The organism is Myxococcus sp. RHSTA-1-4, from assembly GCF_020037125.1.
Lineage (GTDB): Bacteria > Myxococcota > Myxococcia > Myxococcales > Myxococcaceae > Myxococcus.
The window spans coordinates 22,423-45,410 of the sequence record NZ_JAIQDG010000021.1 but is presented as its reverse complement, the minus strand read 5'-3'; the positions used below and the strand labels follow the sequence as shown (position 1 = coordinate 45,410).

Sequence of the window (22,988 nt, the reverse complement as noted above, 5' to 3'; positions counted from 1 at the left end):
GCGACGCCTTATCTAGGGTGAGGACCCCCATGGCCGAACCGGAATCGCCCCCCACCGGGCCCAGTCCACTGGACGCGCTCGCCGAACGCCTCGGCCTGGGCAATGGCGTCTGGGGGCGGCGCGCCATCCAGGTCTTCCTGCTGCTCGCGGTGGCGGTGGGGGCCGGCTTCGTCATCTCGCCGGGCCTCTACAGCCAGCAGATTCCCGCCCTCACGGAGGAGAACGTCGGCAAGCCCTTCCGGGCCAGCTCGCCGGCGGGCTTCAAGGCGGCGCGCGACTACGAAATCGTCCACCGGGCCATGACGCAGCAGCGGCGCCAGGACGCCCGCGCCGCCGTGCGCCCCGTGTATGACTTGAACCCCGCCGTGGTGGGCACCCTGCGCCGCACGGTGAGCAGGGCCTTCGCCACCATGCGCGTGCGCCTGGAGGAGCTGGCCGAGGCTCAGTCCGGCGCCGAGCCGGAGGAGGGCACCCGCCGCAAACGCCCGGCGGCGCAGTCCCCGGAAGAGCTGGAGCGCGAGCGCCGCGCCCGCGAGGCGATGCAGGCGGAGCTCCAGGAGCTGCTCTTCGGCCAGCGCGAGTCGGGGCTGGAGCTGGAGGACTTCCAGGCGTTGTACGCCAACCGCTTCTCGGAGGAGGCGGAGGCCGCGACGCTGCTCCTGGTGGAGCGGGCCTACCGCACGGAGCGCGGGGCGGTGTACGTGGCGGGCTCGCGGGAGGAGCTGGCGCGCGAGGCTCCGCAGGGCATCACCGTCCGGGACGTGGTGAACAAGGGCGAGGAGACGCTGCCGGGCTCCGCGCCGCAGGTGGTGGACCTGCGCGAGGCGCACCAGGAACTGGACCGCTTCGCCTCCATCCCCGGCAACCTGCTGCCGGACGCGCCGGGCATGCAGCGCCGCGCCGTGCTGCGGCTGGCCAAGCGGCTGGTCCGGGCCAACCTCACCATCAACATCGCGGAGACGGACGCCCGGCGCACCCAGGCGGCCCAGGCGGTGAAGGACGCCGTCATCTCCATCAAGAAGGGCCAGCGCGTCATCGGCGACGGAGAGCTGGTCAACGAGACGCACCTGGTGATGCTGCGCGGCATGCGCGCGGAGACGGACCGGCTGGACCTCGTGCAGCTCCAGGTGGGCGGCACCGGGCTGGTGGCGCTGCTGGTGGTGGCCTCGTACCTCTTCTGCCGCGCGGCCTTCCGGCGCTTCCGCCCCACGCGCAAGGACGGCGTGCTGCTGGGCCTGCTGCTGGTGGGCCTGCTGGGCCTGTTGCAGGTCTGGGTGTCCATCGCGGACGCGGTGCAGGACCGGTACACCGCGCTGCCCATTGAAGCCTTCTATTACGCCTTCCCCGTGGCGGCCGGCGCCATGCTGGTGCGCTTCATCCTCACCCAGGAGCTGGCGCTCTTCTTCGCGATGGTGTTCGCCTGCCTCGCGGGGGTGATGCTGGGCAACTCGCTGGCTTTCGGCATCTACACGCTGGTGGGCTCGCTGGTGGCGGCGGACCTCATCGTCAAGGCCAAGGACCGCGTGGGCATCTTCCGGGCGGGCCTCCTGACGGGCGGGGTCAACCTCGTCGCCGTCGTGTTCCTCTTCCTGGTGGAGGGCAAGGGGCTGGCGGGCGACACCCTCATCACCGCGCTGTGCGCCTTCGCGGGCTCCACGCTGGCGGTGCCGGTGATGGTGATGGCGCTGACGCCGCTCATCGAGTCCACCTTCGGCTACGCGTCGGACATCAAGCTGCTGGAGCTGGCCAACCTCAACCACCCGGCGCTCAAGGAGCTCATCGTCCAGGCGCCCGGCACCTACCACCACTCCATCATCATCGGCTCGCTGGTGGAGAACGCGGCGGAGGCCATTGGCGCCAACCCGCTCCTGGCGCGCTCGTGCGCGTACTACCACGACATCGGAAAGGGCCGGAACCCGCTCTACTTCGGGGAGAACCAGAAGGGGGAGAACCGGCACGACGCGCTCGCCCCGGCGATGAGCGCCGTCATCATCAAGCGTCACGTGACGGAGGGCCTGGAGATGGCGCGCCAGTACCGGCTGCCCAAGCTGGTGGCGGACGCCATTCCGCAGCACCACGGCACGCGCACGGTGGGCTACTTCTACCACAAGGCCCTGAAGGAGCAGGAAGGCAAGGAGGGCGCGCCTCCCATCGATGAGAGCATCTACCGCTACCCGGGCCCCAAGCCGCAGTTCCGGGAGGCGGCGCTGGTGATGATCGCCGACGCGGTGGAGGCCTCCACGCGCTCCATGTCGGACCCCACCACGCCCAAGCTGCAGGCGCAGGTGCAGAAGATCATCAACCTCATCTTCTCCGAGGGTCAGCTCGACGAGTGTGATTTGACGTTGAAGGACCTGAACCTCATCGCGCAGTCCTTCCTGCACACGCTGGAGGGCATCTACCACACGCGTCCGGTGTACCCGGCGGGCGCGGTGGGCGGGGGCAAGGCGCCGCCCCTGGTGGTGGCCGGTGGCACCCGGGTGGCGGAAGGCAAGGACAAGCCGCGCTCGGCGGGAGCGTCATGAGCGCGGCGCGAGGAGTGACGGCGTGAGACTTCGCAAGGGAAAGCTCATCCCCCGCGACGACGGAAAGCGCATCGAGGAGTTCGTGGGCGCGGCCACCACGGGCACGGAGTCCACGTCCGTGGCGCACATGCTGGCGCCGCCGGGCTGGTCCGAGCCCGCGCAGCGCCCCGAGTTCGACGAGGCGGTCATCGTCCTCAAGGGCGAGCTGACGGTGGTGGTGGAGGGGCGCCGCGAGCGCATCGCCGCGGGCGAGGTGGGGCTGGTGCCGCGCGGCAAGCGGGTGGTGTACCGCAACGACGGCCAGGGCGCGTGTGACTACTGGTCCGTGTGCGCGCCGGCGTTCCGCCCGGAGCTGGCGCACATGGAGGCGCCACAGCCGCGCGAGGCGGAGTACCACGTCACCGTGCAGGTGGCGCACGGCCAGGGCAGGGAGTACTCGCGGCTCCTGTCGGGGTGGGCGAGGGACTACCTGAAGCAGCTCGGGTTGTCCGGCTGTGAGCTGTCGCTGTCGCTGGTGGACGACCGGGCCATCCGCCGCCTCAACCGCACCTGGCGCAAGAAGGACAAGGCCACGGACGTGCTCAGCTTCCCCGCGGGGGAGCTGCCCCGGGGCACGCCGGGGCCGCGCCCGCTGGGGGACGTGGTCATCTCCCTGGACACGGCGAAGCGGCAGGCGAAGGAGTACGGCCGCTCGCTGGAGTCGGAGATGGCGCGCTACCTGGCGCACGGCCTGCTGCACCTGCTGGGGCACGACCACGAGCGCCCCCGCGACGCGAAGCGGATGGCGGCCCTGGAGGAGCAGCTGCTGGGCGAGCGCGGCATGGTGGCGGACTCGCTCCAGGTGGACGCCCGGGCCCGCCGGGCCCGCAGCCTGATGTAGGCCCTCCCCCGCTTCCTCGCCGGTCAATCCGGCATCCTCCGCGTTGAAGCGGGCGGCGCGCATGATAGGTAGGCCGCCTCCCGCGTGTTGGACGGACTCCATGCCCCGCCTGTCACTCATCACCTCCTGCCTGCTCGGCCTGCTGCTGCTGGCGGCTCCGGCCTCCGCGCGTACGGTCTCCGTGCCGCCCTGGGGGCGAGGCGAGAGCCGGGGCGAGGACCTGTCCATCTGGCTGGTGACGTTCAGCCCGGGGGACGACGTACCCTCCTGGTGGGGGCATGGCTCACTGGTGGTGGAGGACAAGCGGCTGCAGCAGTCGCGCCTCTACAACTACGGGATGTTCTCCTTCGACGAGGCGATGCTGGCCCGCTTCGCCATGGGCCGCCTGGAGTTCTGGGTGGGCCACTCGCCCGTTGGCGCCACCTTCCGCTTCTACGAGTCCGAGGACCGCGACGTCCGCATCCAGGAGCTGAACCTCACCCCCGAGCAGCGGGTGGACGTGGCGAAGCGGCTGGCGGACAACGTGCTGCCGGAGAACCGCGAGTACCTGTACCACCATTACAACGACAACTGCGTCACCCGGCTGCGCGACATGATCGACGTGGCCTCGGGTGGGCAGCTCCGGGAGGCGGACCGGGCTCCGGGGCGGATGACGCTGCGCGAGCACACCCGGCGCTACACGGCCGTCAACGCGCCCATGAGCGTGCTGCTCGACTTCATGATGAACGATGAAATCGATCGTCCCATCACGAAGTGGGAGGAGGCCTTCCTCCCGGACGAGCTGGAGGCCCAGGTGGCCTCGCTCCAGGTGAAGGGCGCGGACGGGCAGCCCCGGTCGCTGGTGGCGAAGGGCTGGAGCTACTACGAGTCGCCCACGCGGCGGCGCCCGCCGGCGGCGCCTCCGGCATGGGGGCCCTGGGTTCTGGCGCTCGGGGTGGCGCTGGGCGGCCTGGCGGTGGGGCTGGCCGCGTGGGAGCGCCGGCGCGGCAGCCGGCTGCCGCGGGTGCTGCTCGGGCTGGAGAACTTCGTGCTGGGCCTGGTGCTCGGCGTTCCGGGCACGGCGCTGTTCGTCATGTGGCTGGTGACGGACCACACGGTGACGTACCGCAATGAGAATCTCTTCCTGGCAAACCCGCTGACGCTGCTGGCGGTGCCCTTCGGCGTGGCGCTGATGTTCGGTGGCAGGAAGGCCCGCGCGCGGCTGTTCAAGGTGTGGAGCACGCTGGCCGTGCTGGGCGTGCTGGGCGTCGTGCTCAAGGTGCTGCCGCCGTTCGACCAGGACAACTGGCGCCTCATCGCGCTCATCCTGCCCATCTCCCTGGGCATGGCGGGCGCCTTCGGCCTGGACCGGGTGCTCGCGCGCCTGGGCGGCTCGGCCCGCGCGTCAGCCGGGCGGGGGGATGCCGTCCCTTCGCTGAAGACGCCCTGACCCTTCTTTCTTCAACCCCTTTACCGAGCGCGGCGCACGGACTGCGCCGCCCGACGAGGACGACACCATGGCGAACGATTCGATGGAGAAGATTGACAGCCTCAGAGAGCGCGTGCTCGCGCTCCGGGGGCATCTTTGACCTGGACCGCAAGCGGTCCCGCATCGCGCTGATTGAAAGAGACTCCACGCTCCCCAACTTCTGGGACGACAACACCAAGGCCCAGGCCCTGCTGAAGGAGAAGTCCACGCTGGAGTCCAGCGTGGGCTCCTACGACAAGGTGATGCGCGGCCTGGACGATGCGCAGACCCTCCTGGAACTGGCGGCCGAGGCCAACGACGAGGCCACCGCGAAGGAGGCGGAGGGCTCGCTGGAGGCGCTGGAGGGCGACGTCGCGAAGCTGGAGCTGGCGCGCATGTTGTCCGGCGAGCAGGACCGCAGCAGCTGCTTCATGGACATCAACGCCGGCGCCGGCGGCACGGACTCCATGGACTGGGCGGCCATGCTGCTGCGCATGTACACGCGCTACTGCGAGGCCAAGGGCTGGAAGGTGGAGATCAACGACGAGGTGCCGGGCGAGGAGGCGGGCTTCAAGAACGTCTCGCTCCGCATCGAGGGTGACTTCGCCTACGGCTACCTCAAGGCGGAGGTGGGCGTGCACCGGCTGGTGCGCATCTCCCCCTTCGACGCCAACGCGCGCCGGCAGACGGCCTTCGCGTCCGTGGACGTGTATCCGGAGGTGGACGACACCATCCAGATCGACATCCCGGAGAAGGACATCGAGCTGAAGTTCATCCGCGGCGGCGGCGCGGGCGGCCAGAAGGTGAACAAGACGTCGTCCACCGCGCAGCTGCGCCACCTGCCCACCGGCATCATCATCACCTGCCAGACGGAGCGCTCGCAGTCGGCCAACAAGGACATGGCCTTCAAGATTCTGCGCGGCCGCCTGTACGAGCTGGAGATGAAGAAGCGCGAGGCCGCGCGCGACGCCGCCGAGGCGCAGAAGAAGGACATCTCCTTCGGCTCGCAGATCCGCTCCTACGTGCTCGCCCCGTACCGCATGGTGAAGGACCTGCGCACCGGCGTGGAGACGGGCAACGTGGACGCGGTGCTGGATGGGGATTTGGACGAGTTCATCACCGCGCAGCTCCTCGGGGTGAAGAACCCCAACCGCGGCGCGGGCGCGGACTGAGCGGGTGACGGAGTCGGCCCGGGGGCAGTGTTCCATGCCGGACCGCTCGAAGGGCACCTCCGTTCCGGGTTGAACATCCAGGGCGCCCGGGGTGGGGCGGCTCGCGATTGAGGTCGCGAGCGGCCCCGGGCTTCCATAGAGCTGAGGGCTCTATGGGAGCCGATCCATGTCGATGTTGACGGCGCTCCTGGTGGGCTTCGGCGCCGCGGCCGTGGCGCCCGCGCTCCACCGGTTCGCCGGCAGGTGGACGGGCGCCCTGCTGACGCTCGTCCCGGCCGCGCTCTTCGCCTCCTTCGTGATCCGGGTCGCCCCCCTCGTCGACGGCCACGTGGCCACCGAGCGGTACGCCTGGGCCCCACGGTTGATGCTCCACCTGTCGCTGCGGGCGGACGGCCTGGCGCTGCTGATGGCCCTCCTCATCACCGGCATCGGCGCGCTGGTGGCGCTGTACGCCAACCGCTACCTCGAGGGCCACCCGCACCTGGGCCGGTTCTACCTCTTCTTCTTCGGCTTCATGTCCTCCATGCTCGGGCTGGTCCTGTCGGACAACCTGCTCGCGCTCTTCATCTTCTGGGAGCTGACCAGCCTCACCTCCTACCTGCTGATTGGCTTCGACCACACCCGCGACACCTCGCGGGCCGCGGCGCTCCAGGGCCTGCTGGTCACGGTGGGCGGGGGGCAGGCCCTGCTCGTCGGGGTGGTGATGATGGGCTCGGCGGTGGGCACCCTCGAGCTCTCCCAGCTCCCGGGCCACGCCCTCCAGACGCACCCCCTCTACCCGTGGATGCTGCTGCTCGTCCTGGTGGGGGCGTTCACCAAGTCCGCGCAGTTCCCGTTCCACTTCTGGCTCCCCGGCGCCATGGCCGCGCCCACGCCGGTGAGCGCGTACCTGCACTCGGCCACGATGGTGAAGGCGGGCGTCTTCCTGCTGGCGCGCCTCACCCCGGCGCTGGGCGCAACGCCCCTGTGGGAGTCCGCGGTGACGTGGGTGGGGGGCGCCACCATGGTGGTGGGGGCCTTCCTGGCGCTGGGCCAGCGCGACCTCAAGCTCATCCTCGCCCATGCCACCGTCTGTGTCCTCGGCACGCTGACCTTCCTCATCGGCCTGGGGACGGCGCTGGCGCTGCACGCGATGGTCGTCTTCCTGCTGGCGCACGCGCTCTACAAGGGCGCGCTCTTCCTCGCCGCCGGTGCCATCGACCACGCCACGGGCACGCGCGACCTCGTGCTGCTCGGAGGGCTGCGCCGCGCCATGCCGCTCACCACGGCGGCGGTCCTCCTCGCCGCCGCCTCCATGGCGGGCCTGGTGCCGGCCCTTGGCTTCATCGGGAAGGAGCTCGTCTATGAAGGGGCCCTCGCGGCGCCACGCGCGCCGGGGCTCGCCACGGGGGCCACCCTGCTCGCGTTCATTCCCCTGGTGGCCGTCGCGGCGATGCTCGCGGTGCGGCCCTTCTTCGGCGCCACCCGCGAGCTGCCCCACGCGCCGCACGAGGGCCCCCCGGGCATGTGGCTGGGCCCCCTCGTGCTCTCCGTGCTCGGCCTCGTGCTCGGCCTGTTTCCCTCGGCGGTGGACGGCCTGCTGGCCCGGGCCTCCGCGGTGATGGCCCCCGCCGCCCCGCCGCCTCCACCGCTGAAGCCGTGGCATGGCCTCAACGCCGCGCTGGGGCTGAGCGTGGCCAGCCTGGCGGGCGGCGCGGCGGTGTACTTCGCGCGAGACGGGCTGCGCGGGCGCATCTCCCGCCTCCGGCTGGAGCGGTGGGGGCCAGGGCGGGGCTACGAGCTGGCGCTGGCGGGAATGCTCCGGTTCGCCCGCTTCCAGACGCGCCTGCTCCAGAGCGGCTACCTGCGCCGCTACCTGCGCATGTCGGTCGTCGCGGTGGGGGGGCTCACGGCGTATGCCCTGCTCACCCGGGCGCGCGTCTGGCCGGAGCTCCGGGGGGGCGACCTGGAGCCGTACGAGGCGGCCGTCGGCGTCTTGATGGTGCTCGCCGCGGTGACGGCCGCGCGCACCCGCTCGCGGCTGGCCTCGGTGTCCGCCATGGGGGTGGTGGGCTTCGGGGTCGCCCTCGTCTTCCTCTTCTTCGGCGCGCCGGACCTGGCGCTCACCCAGTCCATCGTGGAGGCGCTCACCGTGGTGGTGTTCCTCCTGGCGCTCTTCCACCTCCCCGCGTACGAGGAGCTGTCCAGCAGACCCGCGCGGCTGAGGGACGTCGGCGTCTCCCTGGCCTTCGGGGCGGTGATGGCGACCCTGCTCCTGGTGACGGTGCAGAACCCCGAGTTTCCGCCCATCTCGGGCTACTTCCTCCAGAACAGCGTGCCCGGGGGCCACGGGCGCAACGTGGTGAACGTCATCCTGGTGGACTTCCGGGCGCTCGACACGCTGGGGGAAATCACCGTCCTGGCCATCGCCGCGCTCGGCGTGTCCGCGCTGCTCAAGGCCGGGCGCCAGAAGGGAACGGCGAGATGACCTCGCTCATCTTCAACTCGGTCGTCAGGGCGCTCCAGCCGCTGCTGCTGTTCTTCTCCGTCTTCCTCCTGCTGAGCGGGCACCACGCCCCCGGGGGCGGCTTCACGGGGGGCATGGTGGCGGCCTCCGCCTTCGTGCTGTACGGCATGGCCACCGACACGGCGGCCGCGCGGCGCGCGCTGCGGGTGCCGCTGCCCGTGCTGATGGGCGTCGGGCTGCTCCTGGCACTCGCGAGCGGGCTGGTGTCCGTGGTGAGCGGCGAGCCCTTCCTCACCAGCGTGTGGCTGAAGTTCGGGGCCGGCGTGCTCGGGGAGGTGGAGCTGGGCACGCCGCTGCTGTTCGACCTGGGTGTCTACCTGGTGGTGATGGGGGTGACCCTCACCTTCGTGGCTTCGCTGGCGGAGGAGTGACTCTGGAGACCCTGCTCGCCCTGGTCATTGGTGCGCTGTATGCGGCCGGGCTCTACATGATGCTCCGGCGCAGCGTCGTCAAGCTCGTCATCGGGCTGGCGCTGCTCGCCCATGCCTCGAACCTGCTCGTCTTCACCGGCGTCGGGCTGACGCGGGGCCGGGCTCCGCTCGTCCCGGAGGAGGCCACCGTCCCCGCTCCCGGCGTGGCGGACCCGCTCGCGCAGGCGCTGGTGCTCACGGCCATCGTCATCAGCTTCGGCCTGCTGGTGTTCACGGTGGTGCTGCTCTACCGCGCGCACCAGGCGGTGGGCTCCCCGGACCTCGACGCGATGAGGAGCACCGAGGAATGAGCCTGCTCCTCGTCGCGCCCATCGTGATTCCGCTGGCCACCGCGGCGCTCGGCCTGGTGGTGCGCGGGCCTCGGGCCCACCTGGGCCTCTCGCTGGTGGGGGGCGCCGCGCTCCTCGCCTCCACCCTGGCGCTGCTGGGGCAGGTGCTGCGCGGCGGCACCCGGGCCACCCAGCTCGGCACCTGGCCCGCCCCCTTCGGAATCACCCTCGTGGCGGACCTGCTGGCGGCCGTCATGCTCGCCGTCTCCTCGCTCATCGGCCTGGTCATCCTCGTCTACTCGGTGGAGACGATTGACGCCGAGCGGAGGGCCCACGGCTACTACCCGCTGCTGCACGTGCTGCTGATGGGCGTGTGCGGGGCGTTCCTGGCGGGAGACCTGTTCAACCTCTACGTCTGGTTCGAGGTGATGCTCATCGCCTCCTTCGTGCTGCTGTCGCTCGGGGGGGAGCGGGCGCAGCTCGAGGGCTCCGTGAAGTACGTCACCCTCAACCTGCTGGCCTCGCTGATGTTCCTGTCCGCGGTGGGGCTGCTGTACGGCCTGGCCGGCACGCTGAACATGGCCGACCTCGCCGTGAAGCTGCGCGAGGCTCCGCGCCCGGGGCTGCTGCTCGCTCCGGGCATGCTGCTGCTCGGCGCCTTCGGCATCAAGGCCGCGGCCTTCCCGGTGTTCTCCTGGCTGCCCCCGGCCTACCACACGCCGCCCATCGCGGTGTCCGCGCTCTTCTCGGGGCTGCTCACGAAGGTGGGCGTCTACGCGCTGCTGCGCGCCTTCACGCTGCTCTTCGTGCAGGACGTGGGCTTCACGCATGGGCTGCTGGCGTGGGTGGCCGGGCTGACCATGCTCACGGGCGTGCTGGGCGCCGCGGCGCAGATGGAGTTCCGGCGCCTGCTCGCCTTCCACATCATCAGCCAGATTGGCTACATGCTGATGGGCCTCGCGCTGCTGTCGGCGGGGGGGCTGGCGGGCGCGGTCCTCTACGTGGTGCACAACATCCTGGCGAAGACCAACCTGTTCCTGGTCTCAGGCATGGCGGCGCGAGTCTCGGGTACGTACGACCTGAAGGCGCTGGGCGGGCTGTACCGCTCGCGGCCGCTGCTGTCCGTCCTCTTCCTGGTGCCCGCCTTCGCGCTGGCGGGGATGCCGCCGCTGTCCGGGTTCTTCGCGAAGCTGACCCTCGTGCGCGCGGGGCTGGAGCAGGAGCGGTACGTCCTCGTGGGCACCGCCGTGACGGTGAGCCTGCTCACGCTGTTCTCCATGACCAAGGTCTGGTCCGAGGCCTTCTGGAAGGAGCCCCCGGAGCAGCCCGCGCCCTCCGGGCGGCTGCCGCTGTCGCTGGTCGTCCCTTCCGCCACGCTGGCCCTGCTCACGTGCCTGCTGGGCCTGTTCGCCGACGAGGCCCTGGCGGTGGGCACGCGGCTGGCGGAGGAGCTGCTCTCGCACCAGGCCTACGTCGCCGCCGTGATGGGAGCCCGCCCATGACGATGCTGGTGTGGAACCTCGTCCTGGCGGGCACGTGGATGGCGATGACGGAGCTGTCCGGGACCAACCTGCTCATCGGCTTCGTGGTCGGCTACTTCGTGCTCTGGATTTCGCCCGGCGCGGCCCACCGGACCCGGTACTTCCACCGGGTGGGCCAGGGCTTCCGCTTCGCGGGGTTCTTCCTGAAGGAGCTGGCCGTCGCCACCGCGCGCATCACCTACGACGTGCTCACCCCCACGCCGTACATGAAGCCCGCGGTCATCGGCATCCCGCTCGACGTGGAGACGGACGCGGAGATTGCCATGCTCGCCATCGTCGTCACCCTCACGCCGGGCTCACTGGCCCTGGACGTGTCGAGCGACCGGAAGACGCTCTATGTCCACACGATGTACGTGTCCGACCCGGAGACCGTCCGCCGTGACATCAAGCGCGGCTTCGAGCGGCGCATCCTGGAGTTGCTGCGATGAACGACCTGTCGCCCGCCCTGCGGGGCGTCCTGCTGGCAACGCTGACGCTGCTGTCGCTCGCCATGCTCCTCGGCTTCTGGCGGCTGGTCCGCGGCCCCAGCGCGCCGGACCGGGTGGTGGCCCTGGACCTCATCGCCGGCGTCACGGTGGGGATGATTGCCGTCTACACCGCGCTCACCGGAGAGCGGCACCTCTTGCGCGTGGCCATGGGGCTGGCGCTCATCTCCTTCCTGGGGACGGTGGGCGTGGCCAGATACCTGGTGAAGAAGGAGCCCCGGTGATGCTGCGCGGGTTCGCCGTCTGCTGGATGGTCGCGGGCGCGGCCTTCATGGCCATCGCCGCGCTGGGAATCGTGCGCATGCCGGACCTCTTCACGCGGATGCAGGCCGCCACGAAGACGGGGACGGCCGGCGCGGGCTGCATCCTCCTGGGCACCGCGCTGTTCTTCGCGGAGGCGCAGGTGGCGGCCAAGGCCGCGCTGGTGATTGCCTTCCTCTTCCTCACCGCCCCCGTCGCGGCCCACATGCTGGCGCGCGCCGGCTACCTGGTGGGCATTCCCCTCGCGCCCCAGACGCACCCGGACGAGCTGAAGGACCGCTTTGGACGGGGGACCACGGTTCCAGGCGGCACGCCCAGCGCGAAGGGCGAGCCTCCGGCGGAGGAGCGCTGAGGCGGCAAGGGCGTCACTGCACCGTGGCACCGGGAACGACGAGGACGTCATAGCGGGAGCGGCGCATGCAGGACTCGGCGACGGAGCCCAGCAGCGCATGCCCCATTCCCGTGTCGCGGTGCTTTCCCACCACCAGCAGCTCCACGTCCTGCCTGCACGCCGTCCGGTGGAGGGCCAGCCGTGGGGCCTCGCGCGTCAGCACGTACCCCAGGGGCACCGCGGCGCCCCGGTAGGGCGCCAGGAAGGCGAGCATCGCCCGCTCCGCCTCGGCATGTTGCTGCTGGTAGTAGCGCAGGAGCTGCTCCGCGGACGCGTTCGTCATGTGCAGCGTCAGCGCGTAGCCCGTGTCATAGGCATGGAGCACGTCCAGCCTCCCGCCGCCCGGCACCGTCAGCCGGAGCGCCAGCTCCAGCGCGGCCCGTGACGCCTCCGAGAAGTCGGTGCCCACGAGGACGCGCTGGTAGCGCTGCCTCGCCGCGAGCTCCGCCACCAGGATGGGCACCCCACCGTGGCGGGCGAGCTTCTCCGGGAACGAGCCGAACAGCCGGGAGCGCAGGGTGCGGGGCTCGCGCGCAATCACCACCAGCTCCGGCCCGTACCGCTCCATCGTGGCCAGGGCGTCTTCGTCCGGTTCGCCTTCGAGGAAGGAGAGCTGGCCTCCCACGGCGCGGGCGCGCGTTTCCAGCAGGGAGTCCAGCGCCTCGGTGGAGCTCGCGCCGCCGCGCGCGTCCCGGGCGCGGTGCCCACGCCTCAGCACGGCGACCCGGGCCTCCGGCGCCAGGGGGAGGAGGGCGGCGCGCTCCAGCACGCGGCGCCTGGGTTTGCCGGGCTCCACCACGAGCACGCCGCGCAGTCCCGCGCCCGCGGTGGGATTCACGGATGGATGCGGCGCCTGGTGAGGCTCTCGCGGGTTCATCGTCACTCCTCGAAGGCGCATGCGCGGAGGCGGAGACTCCGGAGCGAAGCCCTTCTCGCCAACCATCCGCACGAAGGCGAGGGGGTTCAACGCCGCACGATGGAACCCGGACGGCTCCGGTGGGAGCGCGCCGAGGCCCACCGGGGAACTTGGAGGGAGCCCGGGGGCCCCGGGCTGGTGGGGGCACGGGCGGACGAGGCGCTCCCGGCTCGGGTTCCCCCCCTCGGGTGAGGGGAGGCAGGGGGACCGGGGCTTCGTCAGGGCGAGCGCTTCCACCCCGGCTTCATCCAGAGGGGCTCGCAGGTCGGGGGCTTGCCTCGCAGTCCTCGCATGCAGAAGAAGCCCTCGCCACAGACTCCAGGCACCGCCAGGGTGGGAGGGAAGGATGTCGACCCCGCACTCGGGGCAGGAAGGGCCGGACTGGCAGTCGGGGCCGTACGTCACGGCGCAGATTGAAACGCCATCCTCGTCGCGCACACAGCGCTGACCTTGAGGGCAGCCTCGCGCCTCACAGGTGGGCAGGCATGCGGGTTCAGGTGTCACATCCTCGCATGTGAATCCCTCGGGCAGCTCTGGGGGCATCCAGCCGGCATGTCCGTGCGCACCACCCCTCACCCACGCAGAGCAGGTTCGGCCCGCAGGCGTCGTCCTTGGCGGTCGGAACGTGATAGCTCCGCTCTCCGGCCAGTCGCTCTCCCAGGGGGATGCAGACGCGTACCATCGGCACCCCACCTCGCGAGGCCAGGTTGCGGCACTGCTGTCCCTCCGGGCATTCGCGGTCTGTCATGCGCTCGCTGTCCGTGCAGTAGGCCGTCCTGGCGCGCATGTCTTCCAGGCCCCTCGTGTGACAACAGCGGCGGTAGGACTGCAGGCGCATCCTTGCTTCGAACTCCAGTACCGGGCTGACGCGTGTGTCCGATGGCCCGGGTGCCCAGCGCTCCGGGTGCATGACGCCGAGCACCAGCATGACGAGCGGCACGGCCAGGAGCAGGGCTGCGACCACTCCCGTGACTTCGCGTCGCTTCATTCGCCGCCGTCCTCGGCTTGGAGCGCGTCGGCGCAGGCTCCGTGATGGTTCCCGCTTCGCCGCGGGTGTCAGCTTTGCCAACGAGGCACGCTCAAGGGAACCGGCCCACCACCGTCACGAAGGGCATGGGCCGCAGTGCATCGGGAGGGCAGCGGGCGGGGCCGGGGCGCACCTCCGCGCCTGAGCAGGCGGTGAGACTGGCGGCGGCGCTGGCCGCCAGCAGAGGGCGTTGCAGGCGGGTGGAGCAGGACAGGCGGGGCTCGGTCGTGGACATGGCTTCTTCCGGCCACGGCGACATGAGACGCGAGAAGGCGGAGGCCACCGTGGGGGCAGGTCCCCGCCCAGGGGACGGTCTCCGTGGACTTCGAGGAGCGGCGCGAAGGGGTGACACTGAAGGTGCGGATTCCCCACGAATGGGGGGGGGCGCGTGGGTGCTCGTGCCGGGGGCGCTGGGGCCCCACCGGTGGACCCCGAGGACTTCGAGCGCGCCACGAGGCTCCATCATGCGTCGGACTCCCAGGACGGTTTCAGGACGTTTCCGCACCTGCCGGCGGGCACGTACACGCTCTTCCTCGTGCGCTACCGGCGGGCAGACGGCGACGACATCACGTTCCACCGAGAGGTGTTCCAGCTCCCAGCCACAGGCGAGGTGACACGCGAGGTGGTCCCCCGCTGGCAACCCCTTGCCAGCAGCGGGTAGCGGGAGGCCCGGCCCACGGGTGCCCCCGCCACCGGGAACCTTTTTCCCGGCCCCGCTGTCCGAGGGGCGGCGGGGCAGGGGACGGGGTAGGCTGAAGGGGCGGTGGCACCTCCCTCATGGAGGGGCTGTCGCGGGAGGACACCGGTGTCGTCGGGCGGCGTGCTCGAAATCGGACAGGAAGGGCCTGCCGTCGCGGAGACGCCCGAGTCACGGGGCGACGCGGCGCTGCTGGGCCGGCTGCGCCGGGGTGACCCGGACGCCTTCGAGCTGCTGGTGCGCACGCACCAGGACCGGCTCTACGACTTCTGCGTGCGCATGGTGGGGGACCGGGAGGAAGCCCACGACCTGGTGCAGGAAATCTTCGTCAGCGTCCACCAGAACGTGCGCCGCTTCCGCGAGGACGCGAAGCTGTCCACCTGGCTGTTCCGAATCACCAAGAATCACTGCATCAACCGGCTGAAGTACCTCAAGCGCCGGGGCCGGGGGCGCTCCGAGGAGTACGACGAGGCCACCGCCCTCTTCACGGAAGGCGGGGGCACGGTGCCCGGCCCGGACGCGGCGCTGGAGTCCGCCCGTGAGCGCGCCCGCGTACAGTGGGCCATCTCACAGTTGGACCCGGACGCGCGCATGCTGGTGGCCCTGCGCGACATCGAGGGCCTCAGTTATGAGGAAATCATCGACATCACCGAGCTGCCCGAGGGGACGGTGAAGAGCCGGCTCCACCGGGCACGCGAAAAGCTGGCGGACCTCCTGGGGCGGCTTGAGTCATGAGCAGCATTCATCGCAGACTCCTGGACGTGGAACCGCGGATGAACCACCGCGAGGCGAGGGCCCTGTTCCTCGCGCTCGCCGACGACGAGCTGCCCGCCCCCAAGGCGCAGGCGGTGCGCACCCACCTGGACGGCTGCGCCGACTGCCGCAAGGGGTGGGAGGGCTACGCGCGCACCGTGCAGCGCCTCAAGGGCGTGGAGCGGGAGAAGGCCCCGCCCGCGCTGGCGTCGCAGGTGATGAACCGCGTGCGCCGCCAGCGCCGCTTCGGCCTGCGCGGCCTGCACACCACCCACATGCACTACCGCGTGCCGGTGGAAATCCTCATCCCCCTGCTCCTGGGGGTGGCGGTGGCCGCCTTCCTCTTCATGGCCGCCCCCTGAACGTCCCCCGCTGTGTTGCGTTGCGTCCCGGGGGAGGCTTGGCTACGGTGCCGCGCCTTTGGAAGGGCGCGCCATGGCTGAAGAACAGAACAACGACACGGGTTCGAAGGAGCAGGAAATCTACGACCAGCGGCTGGAGAAGGCCGCGAAATGGCGTGAGGCCGGCTTCAACCCGTACGGCAATGGCTACCGGCCGCGGCACCAGGCGGCGGAGATCCACGCGAAGCACGGCAGCCAGTCCACCGAGGAGCTGGACGCCTCGCCCACGGTCTACGACGTGGCCGGCCGAATCGTCGCCATGCGCTCGTTCGGCAAGGCCGCCTTCATCAAGCTGAGGGACCGGTCGGGCGAAGTCCAGGTCCACATGAAGAAGGACGCCCTGGGCGACAGCTACGAGGTCTTCAAGCTGTGTGATTTGGGTGACTTCCTCGCCGCCACCGGCCCGGTGTTCCGCTCCAAGACGGGCGAGCTGACCCTGTCCGCCACCAAGTTCACCCCGCTGACCAAGTCCCTGCGGCCCCTGCCGGAGAAGTGGCACGGCCTGACGGACGTGGAGATCCGCTACCGCCAGCGCTACCTGGACCTGGTCTCCAACCCGGACGTGAAGGCCACGTTCCTCAAGCGCAACAAGCTCATCCGCTTCATCCGCGACTTCCTCGACACGAGGGACTTCGTCGAGGTGGAGACGCCGATGATGCACCCGCTCGTCTCGGGCGCGGCGGCGCGGCCCTTCACCACGCACCACAACGCGCTCGACATCGACCTGTACATGCGCATCGCCCCGGAGCTGTATCTCAAGCGCCTGGTGGTGGGCGGCCTGGAGCGCGTCTACGAGGTCAACCGCAACTTCCGCAACGAGGGCATCAGCACCCGCCACAACCCCGAGTTCACCATGCTGGAGTTCTATCAGGCGTACGCCACGTACGAGGACCTGATGGACCTCACCGAGGAGATGATCTCCGGCGCGGCCCGGGCCGTCACCGGCGACACGAAGGTGAAGTACGGCGAGCACGTGCTGGACTTCGGCAAGGGCTGGAAGCGCATCTCCATGACGGAGGCCATCCGCGAGGCGGTGGGCGGCGAGCTGTCCGACAAGGACATGGCGGACGCGGACAAGCTCCGCCACACGCTCCTGAAGACCACCCACTCGGAGGCCGAGCGGCGGGCCGTGGACACCATGAACCACGGCGAGCTGGTGGGCGCGCTCTTCGAGCACCACGTCGAGCACACCCTCATCCATCCCACCTTCATCACCCATTTCCCCACGGCCGTCTCCCCGCTCGCGCGCCGCAATGACGCGAACCCGGAAGTCACCGACCGGTTCGAGCTGTACGTGGCGGGGCGGGAAATCGCCAACGCCTTCTCGGAGCTCAACGACCCGCTGGACCAGAAGGGCCGCTTCCTCGCCCAGCTCGAGGCGAAGCAGCGCGGCCAGCAGGAGACGATGGACTACGACGAGGACTACATCCGCGCACTGGAGCACGGCATGCCGCCGACGGCGGGCGAGGGCATCGGGATTGATCGGCTCGCCATGCTGTTCACGGATTCACAGAGCATCCGCGACGTCATCCTGTTCCCCCTCCTCAAGCCACTGGCGAAGTAGCCAGGAGGCCTCGTGCACTCCGCCGAACGGCAGACCGTCCATCGCTGGACCTTCATCTGGACCGGGGCCCTGGTGTCCCTGGTGGGCTTCATCCTGCTCGGGATGGCCATCACCCACTCGGACGCCTGGGCGGAGGTGGGCTCCGCCCTGGGGCTGACCCTCGTCGGGTGGGGCGGGGTGCTCCAGGTCCTCAACGGCGCGCTCCTGACGCCCGCCGTCCCGGTCGGGGGCGCCGAGCAGCTCCACACGGGCTACCTGCTCGGCGGGATGCTCGTCTGGCTGGCGGGCTGGGGGCTCATCGCCTCCGGCCTCCGCCGCGCGCCCGCGCCGGCGGAGGGGCCCAGCCCGGCCGCCGGCGCCTCGCTGTACCCGCGCCTGGCGCGCTACCGGGACTTCTACTGGAGCACGCTGGCGGCGTACGGCGGCGGCATCCTCCTGGCGGAGCTGGCCCTCGTCCTCCTGCAGACGGTGCTGTCCAGCGGCGTGCCCTCCACGGAGCTGGGCGCGCCCGCCTCGGGGAACGCGGGAGGCGGCCTGTCGCTGCCGCCCACCCTGGCCTTCGCCCTCTCCCTCCTCGCGGCGGGGACGGTGGCCTTCGTCTCCGGCTTCATCGGAGCGTCGCGCGCGCAGCGGCTGTCGCTGCCCGAGGCCACCATCGGTGTCCTCTACCTGGGCCTGCCCGTCCCCATCGTCCTCACGCTGATGGAGCGGGTGCCGTCGCTGCAGCTCGCGCTGGGCTACCGGCTGCGCGAGGTGACGTACGTGGCGGGCCTGCTGGGCCGCCCCGAGCTGGCGTACTGGCTCGTCTTCACCGCGCTGGTGCTGGCGCTGGTGCTGGGCATCAACACCGGCTTCATCGCCGCCGGCAGCGGCCGGGTGGACCTGAAGCTGGGCTTCGAGCTGTTCGTCGCGCGGCGGCACGTGATGGTGTTCCGCCCGTCGCTGCTGCTGGGCACGCTGGCGGTGCTGATGTTCGGCATCATCCCGCCGCTGCTCATCTACTTCGTCATCCGCTCCGCCGAGGCGGCCGTGGAGCGCACCCGCATCCGCGCGCTGGGCCTGAAGGACCCGCTGGCCGCGGCCTCGGACCTCAACCGGCTGAAGCTGCGCGAGCAGTCGCCCACCATGATGATGACCGCCCTGTCCGTGGGCGGCGTGGGCGTGGGCGTCATGGCGCTCATCATCGTCCTGTCGGTGATGAGCGGCTTCGAGGCGGACCTCCAGAAGAAGATTCTCGGCACCAACGCGCACGCGGTGGTGTCCAAGTACGCGGGCGAGCTGCCCGAGTACCCCAAGGTCATGGAGTCCATCCGCCGGGTGCCCGGCGTGGTGGGCCAGACGCCCTTCATCATCAACCAGGTGATGATTGCCTCCGAGGGCAACGTCGACGGCGTCATCATCAAGGGCATCGACCCGGCCACGGTGGGCACCGTGACGGACCTGCCCTCGTACATCCTCGGCGGCAACACGCTGGAGATCCTCCACACGCCGGAGAAGATCCTCGACCGGGGCCTGCCCGGCGACGAGCCCGAGGCCCCCGCGGGAGGCAGCGGGCAGGAGGGCGTGGAGGAGGACGACATCATCCGCCGCTCCGGGAAGCCGGCGAAGCCGCCGGTGCTGCCGGGCATCGTCATTGGCCGGGAGCTGGCGGCGTCGCTGCGCGTGGTGGTGGGGGACCGGGTGAACGTGGTGTCCCCGCTGGGCACGGAGCTGGGCCCGACCGGACCGATTCCGAAGAGCCGCGCCTTCCGGGTGGCCGCCGTCTTCTACTCGGGGATGTACGAGTACGACTCCAAGTTCGTCTACATCCTCCTCAAGGAGGCGCAGAACTTCTTCGAGGTGGAGGGCGCCACCGGCATCGAGCTGAAGGTCGCGGACATCGACGACGCGCGCCGCATCGCCGGGCAGGTGGTGAAGGTGCTGGGCGGCTACCCCTACCGGGCGCGCGACTGGGGGGAGATGAACAAGAACCTCTTCTCCGCGCTGCGCCTGGAGAAGCTGGTGATGGGCATCATCCTGTCCATCATCATCGTCGTGGCCGCCGGCCTCATCGTCGCCACCGTCATCATGCTGGTGCTGGAGAAGCGCAAGGAGATCTCCGTCCTCAAGGCGCTCGGCGTCCCGGACGGCGGCATCGTGAAGATATTCCTCGCGGAGGGCCTGCAGATTGGCGTCGCGGGCGGCCTCCTCGGCCTCTTCTCGGGCCTGTCCTGGTGCTATTTCATCGAGAAGGTGGGCATCAAGCTGGACCCGGAGGTCTATTACATCCCCGCGCTGCCGGTGCGCGTCGAGTTCGTGCAGACCGCGCTCGCCGTCGTCATCGCGGTGCTCGTCACCTACCTCGCCTCCATCTACCCGGCCCTCAAGGCCAGCAGCGTGGAGCCGGTGGAAGGCCTCAAGGCGGAGTAGCCATGGCGCTGTTGTCCATCCGCAACGTCTTCAAGAGCTACTTCCTGCACGGCAAGCGCATCGACGTGCTGCGTGGCGTGTCGCTGGACATCGAGCGGGGAGAGCTCGTCTCCCTGGTCGGTGCCTCCGGCGCCGGGAAGAGCACCTTCCTCCACGTGCTGGGCACGCTCGATGCCCCGGCCGCCGGCGAGGTCCTCTTCGAGGGCCGCTCCGTCTTCTCCATGAATGACGCGGAGATCGCCGAGTTCCGCAACCGCACCATCGGCTTCGTCTTCCAGAGCCACTACCTGCTGCCGGAGTTCACCGCGCTGGAGAACGTGGCCATGCCCGCCCTCATCCAGCGGCGGGAGCGCGCCGGGGCCTATGCCTACGCGCGCGAGCTGCTGGAGCGGGTGGGGCTGGGCCAGCGCGTGGACCACCGCCCCGGCGAGCTGTCCGGAGGCGAGGCCCAGCGCGTGGCCCTGGCCCGCGCCCTGGTGCTCAAGCCCGCCGTCCTGCTCGCCGACGAGCCGACCGGCAACCTGGACCCGGCCACCGGCGAGGGCATCCACCAGCTCCTGAGGGAGGTCAACCGCGAGCTGGGCATCACCGCCGTGGTGGTCACCCACAACGAGACGCTTGCCCGCTCGATGCCCCGCCGGCTGAGGTTGGCCGGGGGTGGGGTGTCGGAGGCGTGATGACCCGATTCTTTTGGATTGAGGGACTCGCGCCCCTTCCCGTACATTGCCCCGCCTTTTCCTGGCCGGTCTCCCCTTGAGGCTCCCCGTTCTGTCGCGCAAGTCACTGCTCCCGCTGCTGGCGGTCGCCCTGTTCTCCCTCGTGCCCGGTCCCGTCCGGGCCCAGGTGGACGGAGGTGTGTCCGCTCCCGCGCCCGTTCCGGCGGTGACCTCTCCCTCCACCCCGGCCGGCGACGCCGACGCGGGCACCGCCCCGGCCCCCGAGGCCGAGCGTCCCGGCGACGCTCCCGTCTCCGAGGGTGACGACGAGGACCGGGTGGTGGAAATCCGCGTGGAGGGCAACCGCCGCGTGGAGGCCGAGGCCATCCGCCGCGCCCTGCGCACCAAGGTGGGCGAGTCGCTCGTCCCGGGCCGCACCTCGCAGGACCTCCGGGCGGTGTGGGCCCTGGGGTACTTCCAGAACGTGGAGCTGCTGGTGCAGCGGCTGCCCCGCGGCGTGGCCTACGTCGTTCGCGTGGAGGAGCGGCCCGTCGTCCGCGTCGTCCAGCTCCGCGGCAACGAGGAGCTGAGCCAGGACGACCTGAAGGAGGAAATCGACGTCAAGCCCGCCACCATCCTGGACATGGAGCTCGTGCGCTCCAGCGTGCGGAAGATCCAGGCGAAGTACGTGGAGAAGGGCTACTTCCTGGCCGAGGTCACCCACGAGCTGAAGCCCTCGCAGGAGGGCGGCAGCGTGGACGTCATCTTCGTCATCAACGAGCGCGCGAAGGTGATGGTGAAGCAGATCACCTTCATCGGCGCGGAGAAGGTCTCCCCCGACGAGCTGAAGGCGACGATGATCACCCGCGAGGGTGGCTTCTTCTCCTTCTTCACCGGCGAGGGCACCTACCGCTCGGAGGCCTTCGAGCGCGACCTGCAGGTCATCCAGTTCGCCTACTACGACCGGGGCTTCATCAACGTCCGCGTGGACAAGCCCACCGTCCAGCTCTCCGCGGACAAGCGCTTCATCTACATCACCCTCCGCGTCGTCGAGGGCGAGGCCTACGACATCGGGAAGATCGACTTCTCCGGTGACATCCTGTCGGACGTGTCCAAGGAGACGATGCAGTCGCTGATGAAGTCGCGCTCGGGCGCGCGCTTCAACCGCACCCAGCTGTCGCAGGACATCCTCTCCGTCTCGGACGTCTACTACGACCGCGGCTACGCCTACGCCAACATCAACCCCATCACCACGGTCAACGCGGACAACAAGACGGTGGACCTGACCTTCGACGTGCAGAAGGGCCCCCAGGTCACCATCGAGCGCATCGACGTCACCGGCAACAGCAAGACGCGTGACAAGGTCATCCGCCGCGAGCTGCGCGTGTACGAGGGCGAGCTGTACAGCGGCACCGGCGTGCGCCGCAGCCGCGAGCGCGTCACCGCCCTGGGCTTCTTCGAGACGGTGGAAATCACCCAGCGCCCCGGCAGCCAGGACGACACCATCGTCCTCCAGGTGGAGGTGAAGGAGAAGGCCACCGGTACCTTCCAGGTGGGCCTGGGCTTCTCCAACGTGGAGAACTTCATCTTCACGGCGCAGATCTCCCAGAACAACTTCCTGGGCTGGGGGCAGAGCGTCTCCGCGTCCGCCCAGATTTCGGGCCTGCGCTCGCTGGTGCAGCTCTCGTTCTATGACCCGTACTTCCTGGACACGAAGTACCTGCTGTCCGCGGAGTTCTTCCGGGTGCAGGCGGACTACGAGGGCTTCATCCGCAACTCCACCGGTGGCAGCGTCTCCATCGGCTACCAGTTCATCGACGACCTGCTGGGCACCGTCGGCTACTCGCGCGAGTGGGTGGACGTGGAGGCGGGGCAGAACCTGGGCGCGGTGCTCCTGGCCAACCAGTTCCTGTCGGGCGTCACCAGCGCCGCCCGCCTGTCGCTGCAGTTCGACCGCCGCGACAACCGCCTCTTCCCGTCGCGCGGCTTCATCCACTACGGCTCGCTGGAGACGGCCCCCGGCTTCCTGGGCGGCACCTTCCTCTTCAACCGGTATACGGCCTACTCGCGCCTGTACTTCCCCATGCCGCTGGGCTTCGTCTTCAAGACGAACGCCACCATCGGCTACATCCAGCAGCTGGACCAGGACAAGCCGCTGCCCATCTCCGAGCTCTACTACGTGGGCGGCATCAACAGCGTCCGCGGGTACTACCTGCGCAGCATCAGCCCGTCGGTGAAGGTGCCCCGCTCCGGCAACCCGGACGCCACCGTCACGGACTTCCTGGTGGGCGGCAACAAGCAGCTCGTCTTCAACTTCGAGCTGGAGTTCCCCATCTTCGAGAAGGCCGGCCTGCGCGGCGTGCTCTTCTACGACGCGGGCAACGCCTACGCGACCACCGAGCGCTTCTTCCAGGACAAGCAGGACGACCTGCCGCTCGGCCTCTTCCACGCCGCGGGCTTCGGCTTCCGCTGGTTCTCTCCCATCGGCCCCCTGCGCTTCGAGTGGGGCATCCCGCTCACCAGGCGTCCGGAAGACGACCGCATCCTGTTCGAGTTCACCATCGGCAACTTCTTCTGATAAGCCCTTGCACCGCCGTCCCGGTTCCGCCCCCGGCGGGGGGATTTTGAACAAGCCGGGGAGCCTGACGTCGGAGCCT

General features: G+C 70.2%; 20 protein-coding genes. 18 read left to right on the top strand and 2 right to left on the bottom strand.

All coding sequences use genetic code 11. The annotated features are described in order from the left end of the window. Window positions 1–29 precede the first annotated feature (29 nt). From K8638_RS26565 to mnhG, 11 genes are all read left to right on the top strand, one after another. The gene (locus tag K8638_RS26565; protein WP_223757431.1) at window positions 30–2,525 is read left to right on the top strand and encodes an HD family phosphohydrolase; all 2,496 of its coding nucleotides are present in this window, start codon (window positions 30–32) and stop codon (window positions 2,523–2,525) included. 22 nt (window positions 2,526–2,547) lie between these two features. After that, entirely contained in the window at window positions 2,548–3,405 is an 858-nt protein-coding gene (ybeY, locus tag K8638_RS26560; protein WP_223757430.1) for an rRNA maturation RNase YbeY, read from the top strand. Between the two features lie 100 nt (window positions 3,406–3,505). Further along, window positions 3,506–4,834, top strand: coding sequence for a DUF4105 domain-containing protein (locus K8638_RS26555; protein WP_223757429.1), 1,329 nt, complete (start codon window positions 3,506–3,508; stop codon window positions 4,832–4,834). Window positions 4,835–4,901: 67 nt separating this feature from the next. After that, window positions 4,902–6,024 (top strand): peptide chain release factor 2 gene (gene prfB / locus K8638_RS26550; protein ID WP_223757428.1). Its coding sequence is split into 2 segments (ribosomal slippage): window positions 4,902–4,970 and window positions 4,972–6,024, totalling 1,122 coding nucleotides; the frame shifts between segments, so codons are not numbered across the junction. Between the two features lie 166 nt (window positions 6,025–6,190). Further along, complete coding sequence (locus K8638_RS26545) at window positions 6,191–8,491, top strand: putative monovalent cation/H+ antiporter subunit A (protein WP_223757427.1); 2,301 nt, start codon at window positions 6,191–6,193, stop codon at window positions 8,489–8,491. Then, the gene (locus K8638_RS26540) at window positions 8,488–8,901 is read left to right on the top strand and encodes a Na+/H+ antiporter subunit B (protein WP_223757426.1); all 414 of its coding nucleotides are present in this window, start codon (window positions 8,488–8,490) and stop codon (window positions 8,899–8,901) included. Before K8638_RS26545 ends, K8638_RS26540 begins: the two co-directional genes overlap by 4 nt. After that, window positions 8,898–9,251, top strand: a complete 354-nt coding sequence (locus K8638_RS26535) for a Na+/H+ antiporter subunit C (protein WP_223757425.1) — start codon at window positions 8,898–8,900, stop codon at window positions 9,249–9,251. The genes K8638_RS26540 and K8638_RS26535 overlap by 4 nt, the downstream gene beginning before the upstream one ends. After that, window positions 9,248–10,732 (top strand): proton-conducting transporter membrane subunit, encoded by a 1,485-nt coding sequence (locus K8638_RS26530; protein ID WP_223757424.1) that lies wholly within the window; start codon window positions 9,248–9,250, stop codon window positions 10,730–10,732. Before K8638_RS26535 ends, K8638_RS26530 begins: the two co-directional genes overlap by 4 nt. Beyond that, window positions 10,729–11,199 (top strand): Na+/H+ antiporter subunit E, encoded by a 471-nt coding sequence (locus tag K8638_RS26525; RefSeq protein ID WP_223757423.1) that lies wholly within the window; start codon window positions 10,729–10,731, stop codon window positions 11,197–11,199. The genes K8638_RS26530 and K8638_RS26525 overlap by 4 nt, the downstream gene beginning before the upstream one ends. Continuing rightward, the gene (locus tag K8638_RS26520; protein ID WP_223757422.1) at window positions 11,196–11,480 is read left to right on the top strand and encodes a monovalent cation/H+ antiporter complex subunit F; all 285 of its coding nucleotides are present in this window, start codon (window positions 11,196–11,198) and stop codon (window positions 11,478–11,480) included. Before K8638_RS26525 ends, K8638_RS26520 begins: the two co-directional genes overlap by 4 nt. Further along, complete coding sequence (gene mnhG, locus K8638_RS26515) at window positions 11,480–11,869, top strand: monovalent cation/H(+) antiporter subunit G (protein WP_223757421.1); 390 nt, start codon at window positions 11,480–11,482, stop codon at window positions 11,867–11,869. The genes K8638_RS26520 and mnhG overlap by 1 nt, the downstream gene beginning before the upstream one ends. A 13-nt stretch (window positions 11,870–11,882) precedes the next feature. On the opposite strand, the gene K8638_RS26510 is transcribed toward mnhG, so the two are convergent. After that, complete coding sequence (locus tag K8638_RS26510) at window positions 11,883–12,806, bottom strand: universal stress protein (RefSeq protein WP_223757420.1); 924 nt, start codon at window positions 12,804–12,806, stop codon at window positions 11,883–11,885. 1,097 nt (window positions 12,807–13,903) lie between these two features. Further along, entirely contained in the window at window positions 13,904–14,086 is a 183-nt protein-coding gene (locus tag K8638_RS26505) for a hypothetical protein (RefSeq protein ID WP_223757419.1), read from the bottom strand. 189 nt (window positions 14,087–14,275) lie between these two features. Here K8638_RS26505 and K8638_RS26500 point away from each other — a divergent pair, with 189 nt between their 5' ends. The 7 genes from K8638_RS26500 to bamA all read left to right on the top strand — a co-directional run bounded on the left by K8638_RS26500 (window position 14,276) and on the right by bamA (window position 22,909). Beyond that, window positions 14,276–14,512 (top strand): hypothetical protein, encoded by a 237-nt coding sequence (locus tag K8638_RS26500; protein WP_223757418.1) that lies wholly within the window; start codon window positions 14,276–14,278, stop codon window positions 14,510–14,512. A 144-nt stretch (window positions 14,513–14,656) separates the two neighbouring features. Next, complete coding sequence (locus K8638_RS26495; protein WP_223757417.1) at window positions 14,657–15,283, top strand: sigma-70 family RNA polymerase sigma factor; 627 nt, start codon at window positions 14,657–14,659, stop codon at window positions 15,281–15,283. Then, on the top strand, window positions 15,280–15,663 hold the full coding sequence (locus K8638_RS26490) for an anti-sigma factor (protein ID WP_223757416.1): 384 nt from the start codon (window positions 15,280–15,282) through the stop codon (window positions 15,661–15,663). The genes K8638_RS26495 and K8638_RS26490 overlap by 4 nt, the downstream gene beginning before the upstream one ends. Window positions 15,664–15,736: 73 nt before the next feature. Next, the gene (lysS, locus tag K8638_RS26485) at window positions 15,737–17,266 is read left to right on the top strand and encodes a lysine--tRNA ligase (RefSeq protein WP_223757415.1); all 1,530 of its coding nucleotides are present in this window, start codon (window positions 15,737–15,739) and stop codon (window positions 17,264–17,266) included. A 12-nt stretch (window positions 17,267–17,278) separates the two neighbouring features. Further along, window positions 17,279–19,675, top strand: coding sequence for an ABC transporter permease (locus tag K8638_RS26480; protein WP_223757414.1), 2,397 nt, complete (start codon window positions 17,279–17,281; stop codon window positions 19,673–19,675). Window positions 19,676–19,677: 2 nt separating this feature from the next. Continuing rightward, window positions 19,678–20,352 carry an ABC transporter ATP-binding protein gene (locus K8638_RS26475; RefSeq protein WP_223757413.1) on the top strand — a complete coding sequence of 225 codons (675 nt, stop codon included), beginning with the start codon at window positions 19,678–19,680 and terminating at the stop codon, window positions 20,350–20,352. Between the two features lie 76 nt (window positions 20,353–20,428). Further along, window positions 20,429–22,909 carry an outer membrane protein assembly factor BamA gene (bamA, locus tag K8638_RS26470; RefSeq protein WP_223757412.1) on the top strand — a complete coding sequence of 827 codons (2,481 nt, stop codon included), beginning with the start codon at window positions 20,429–20,431 and terminating at the stop codon, window positions 22,907–22,909. Window positions 22,910–22,988: the final 79 nt, after the last annotated feature.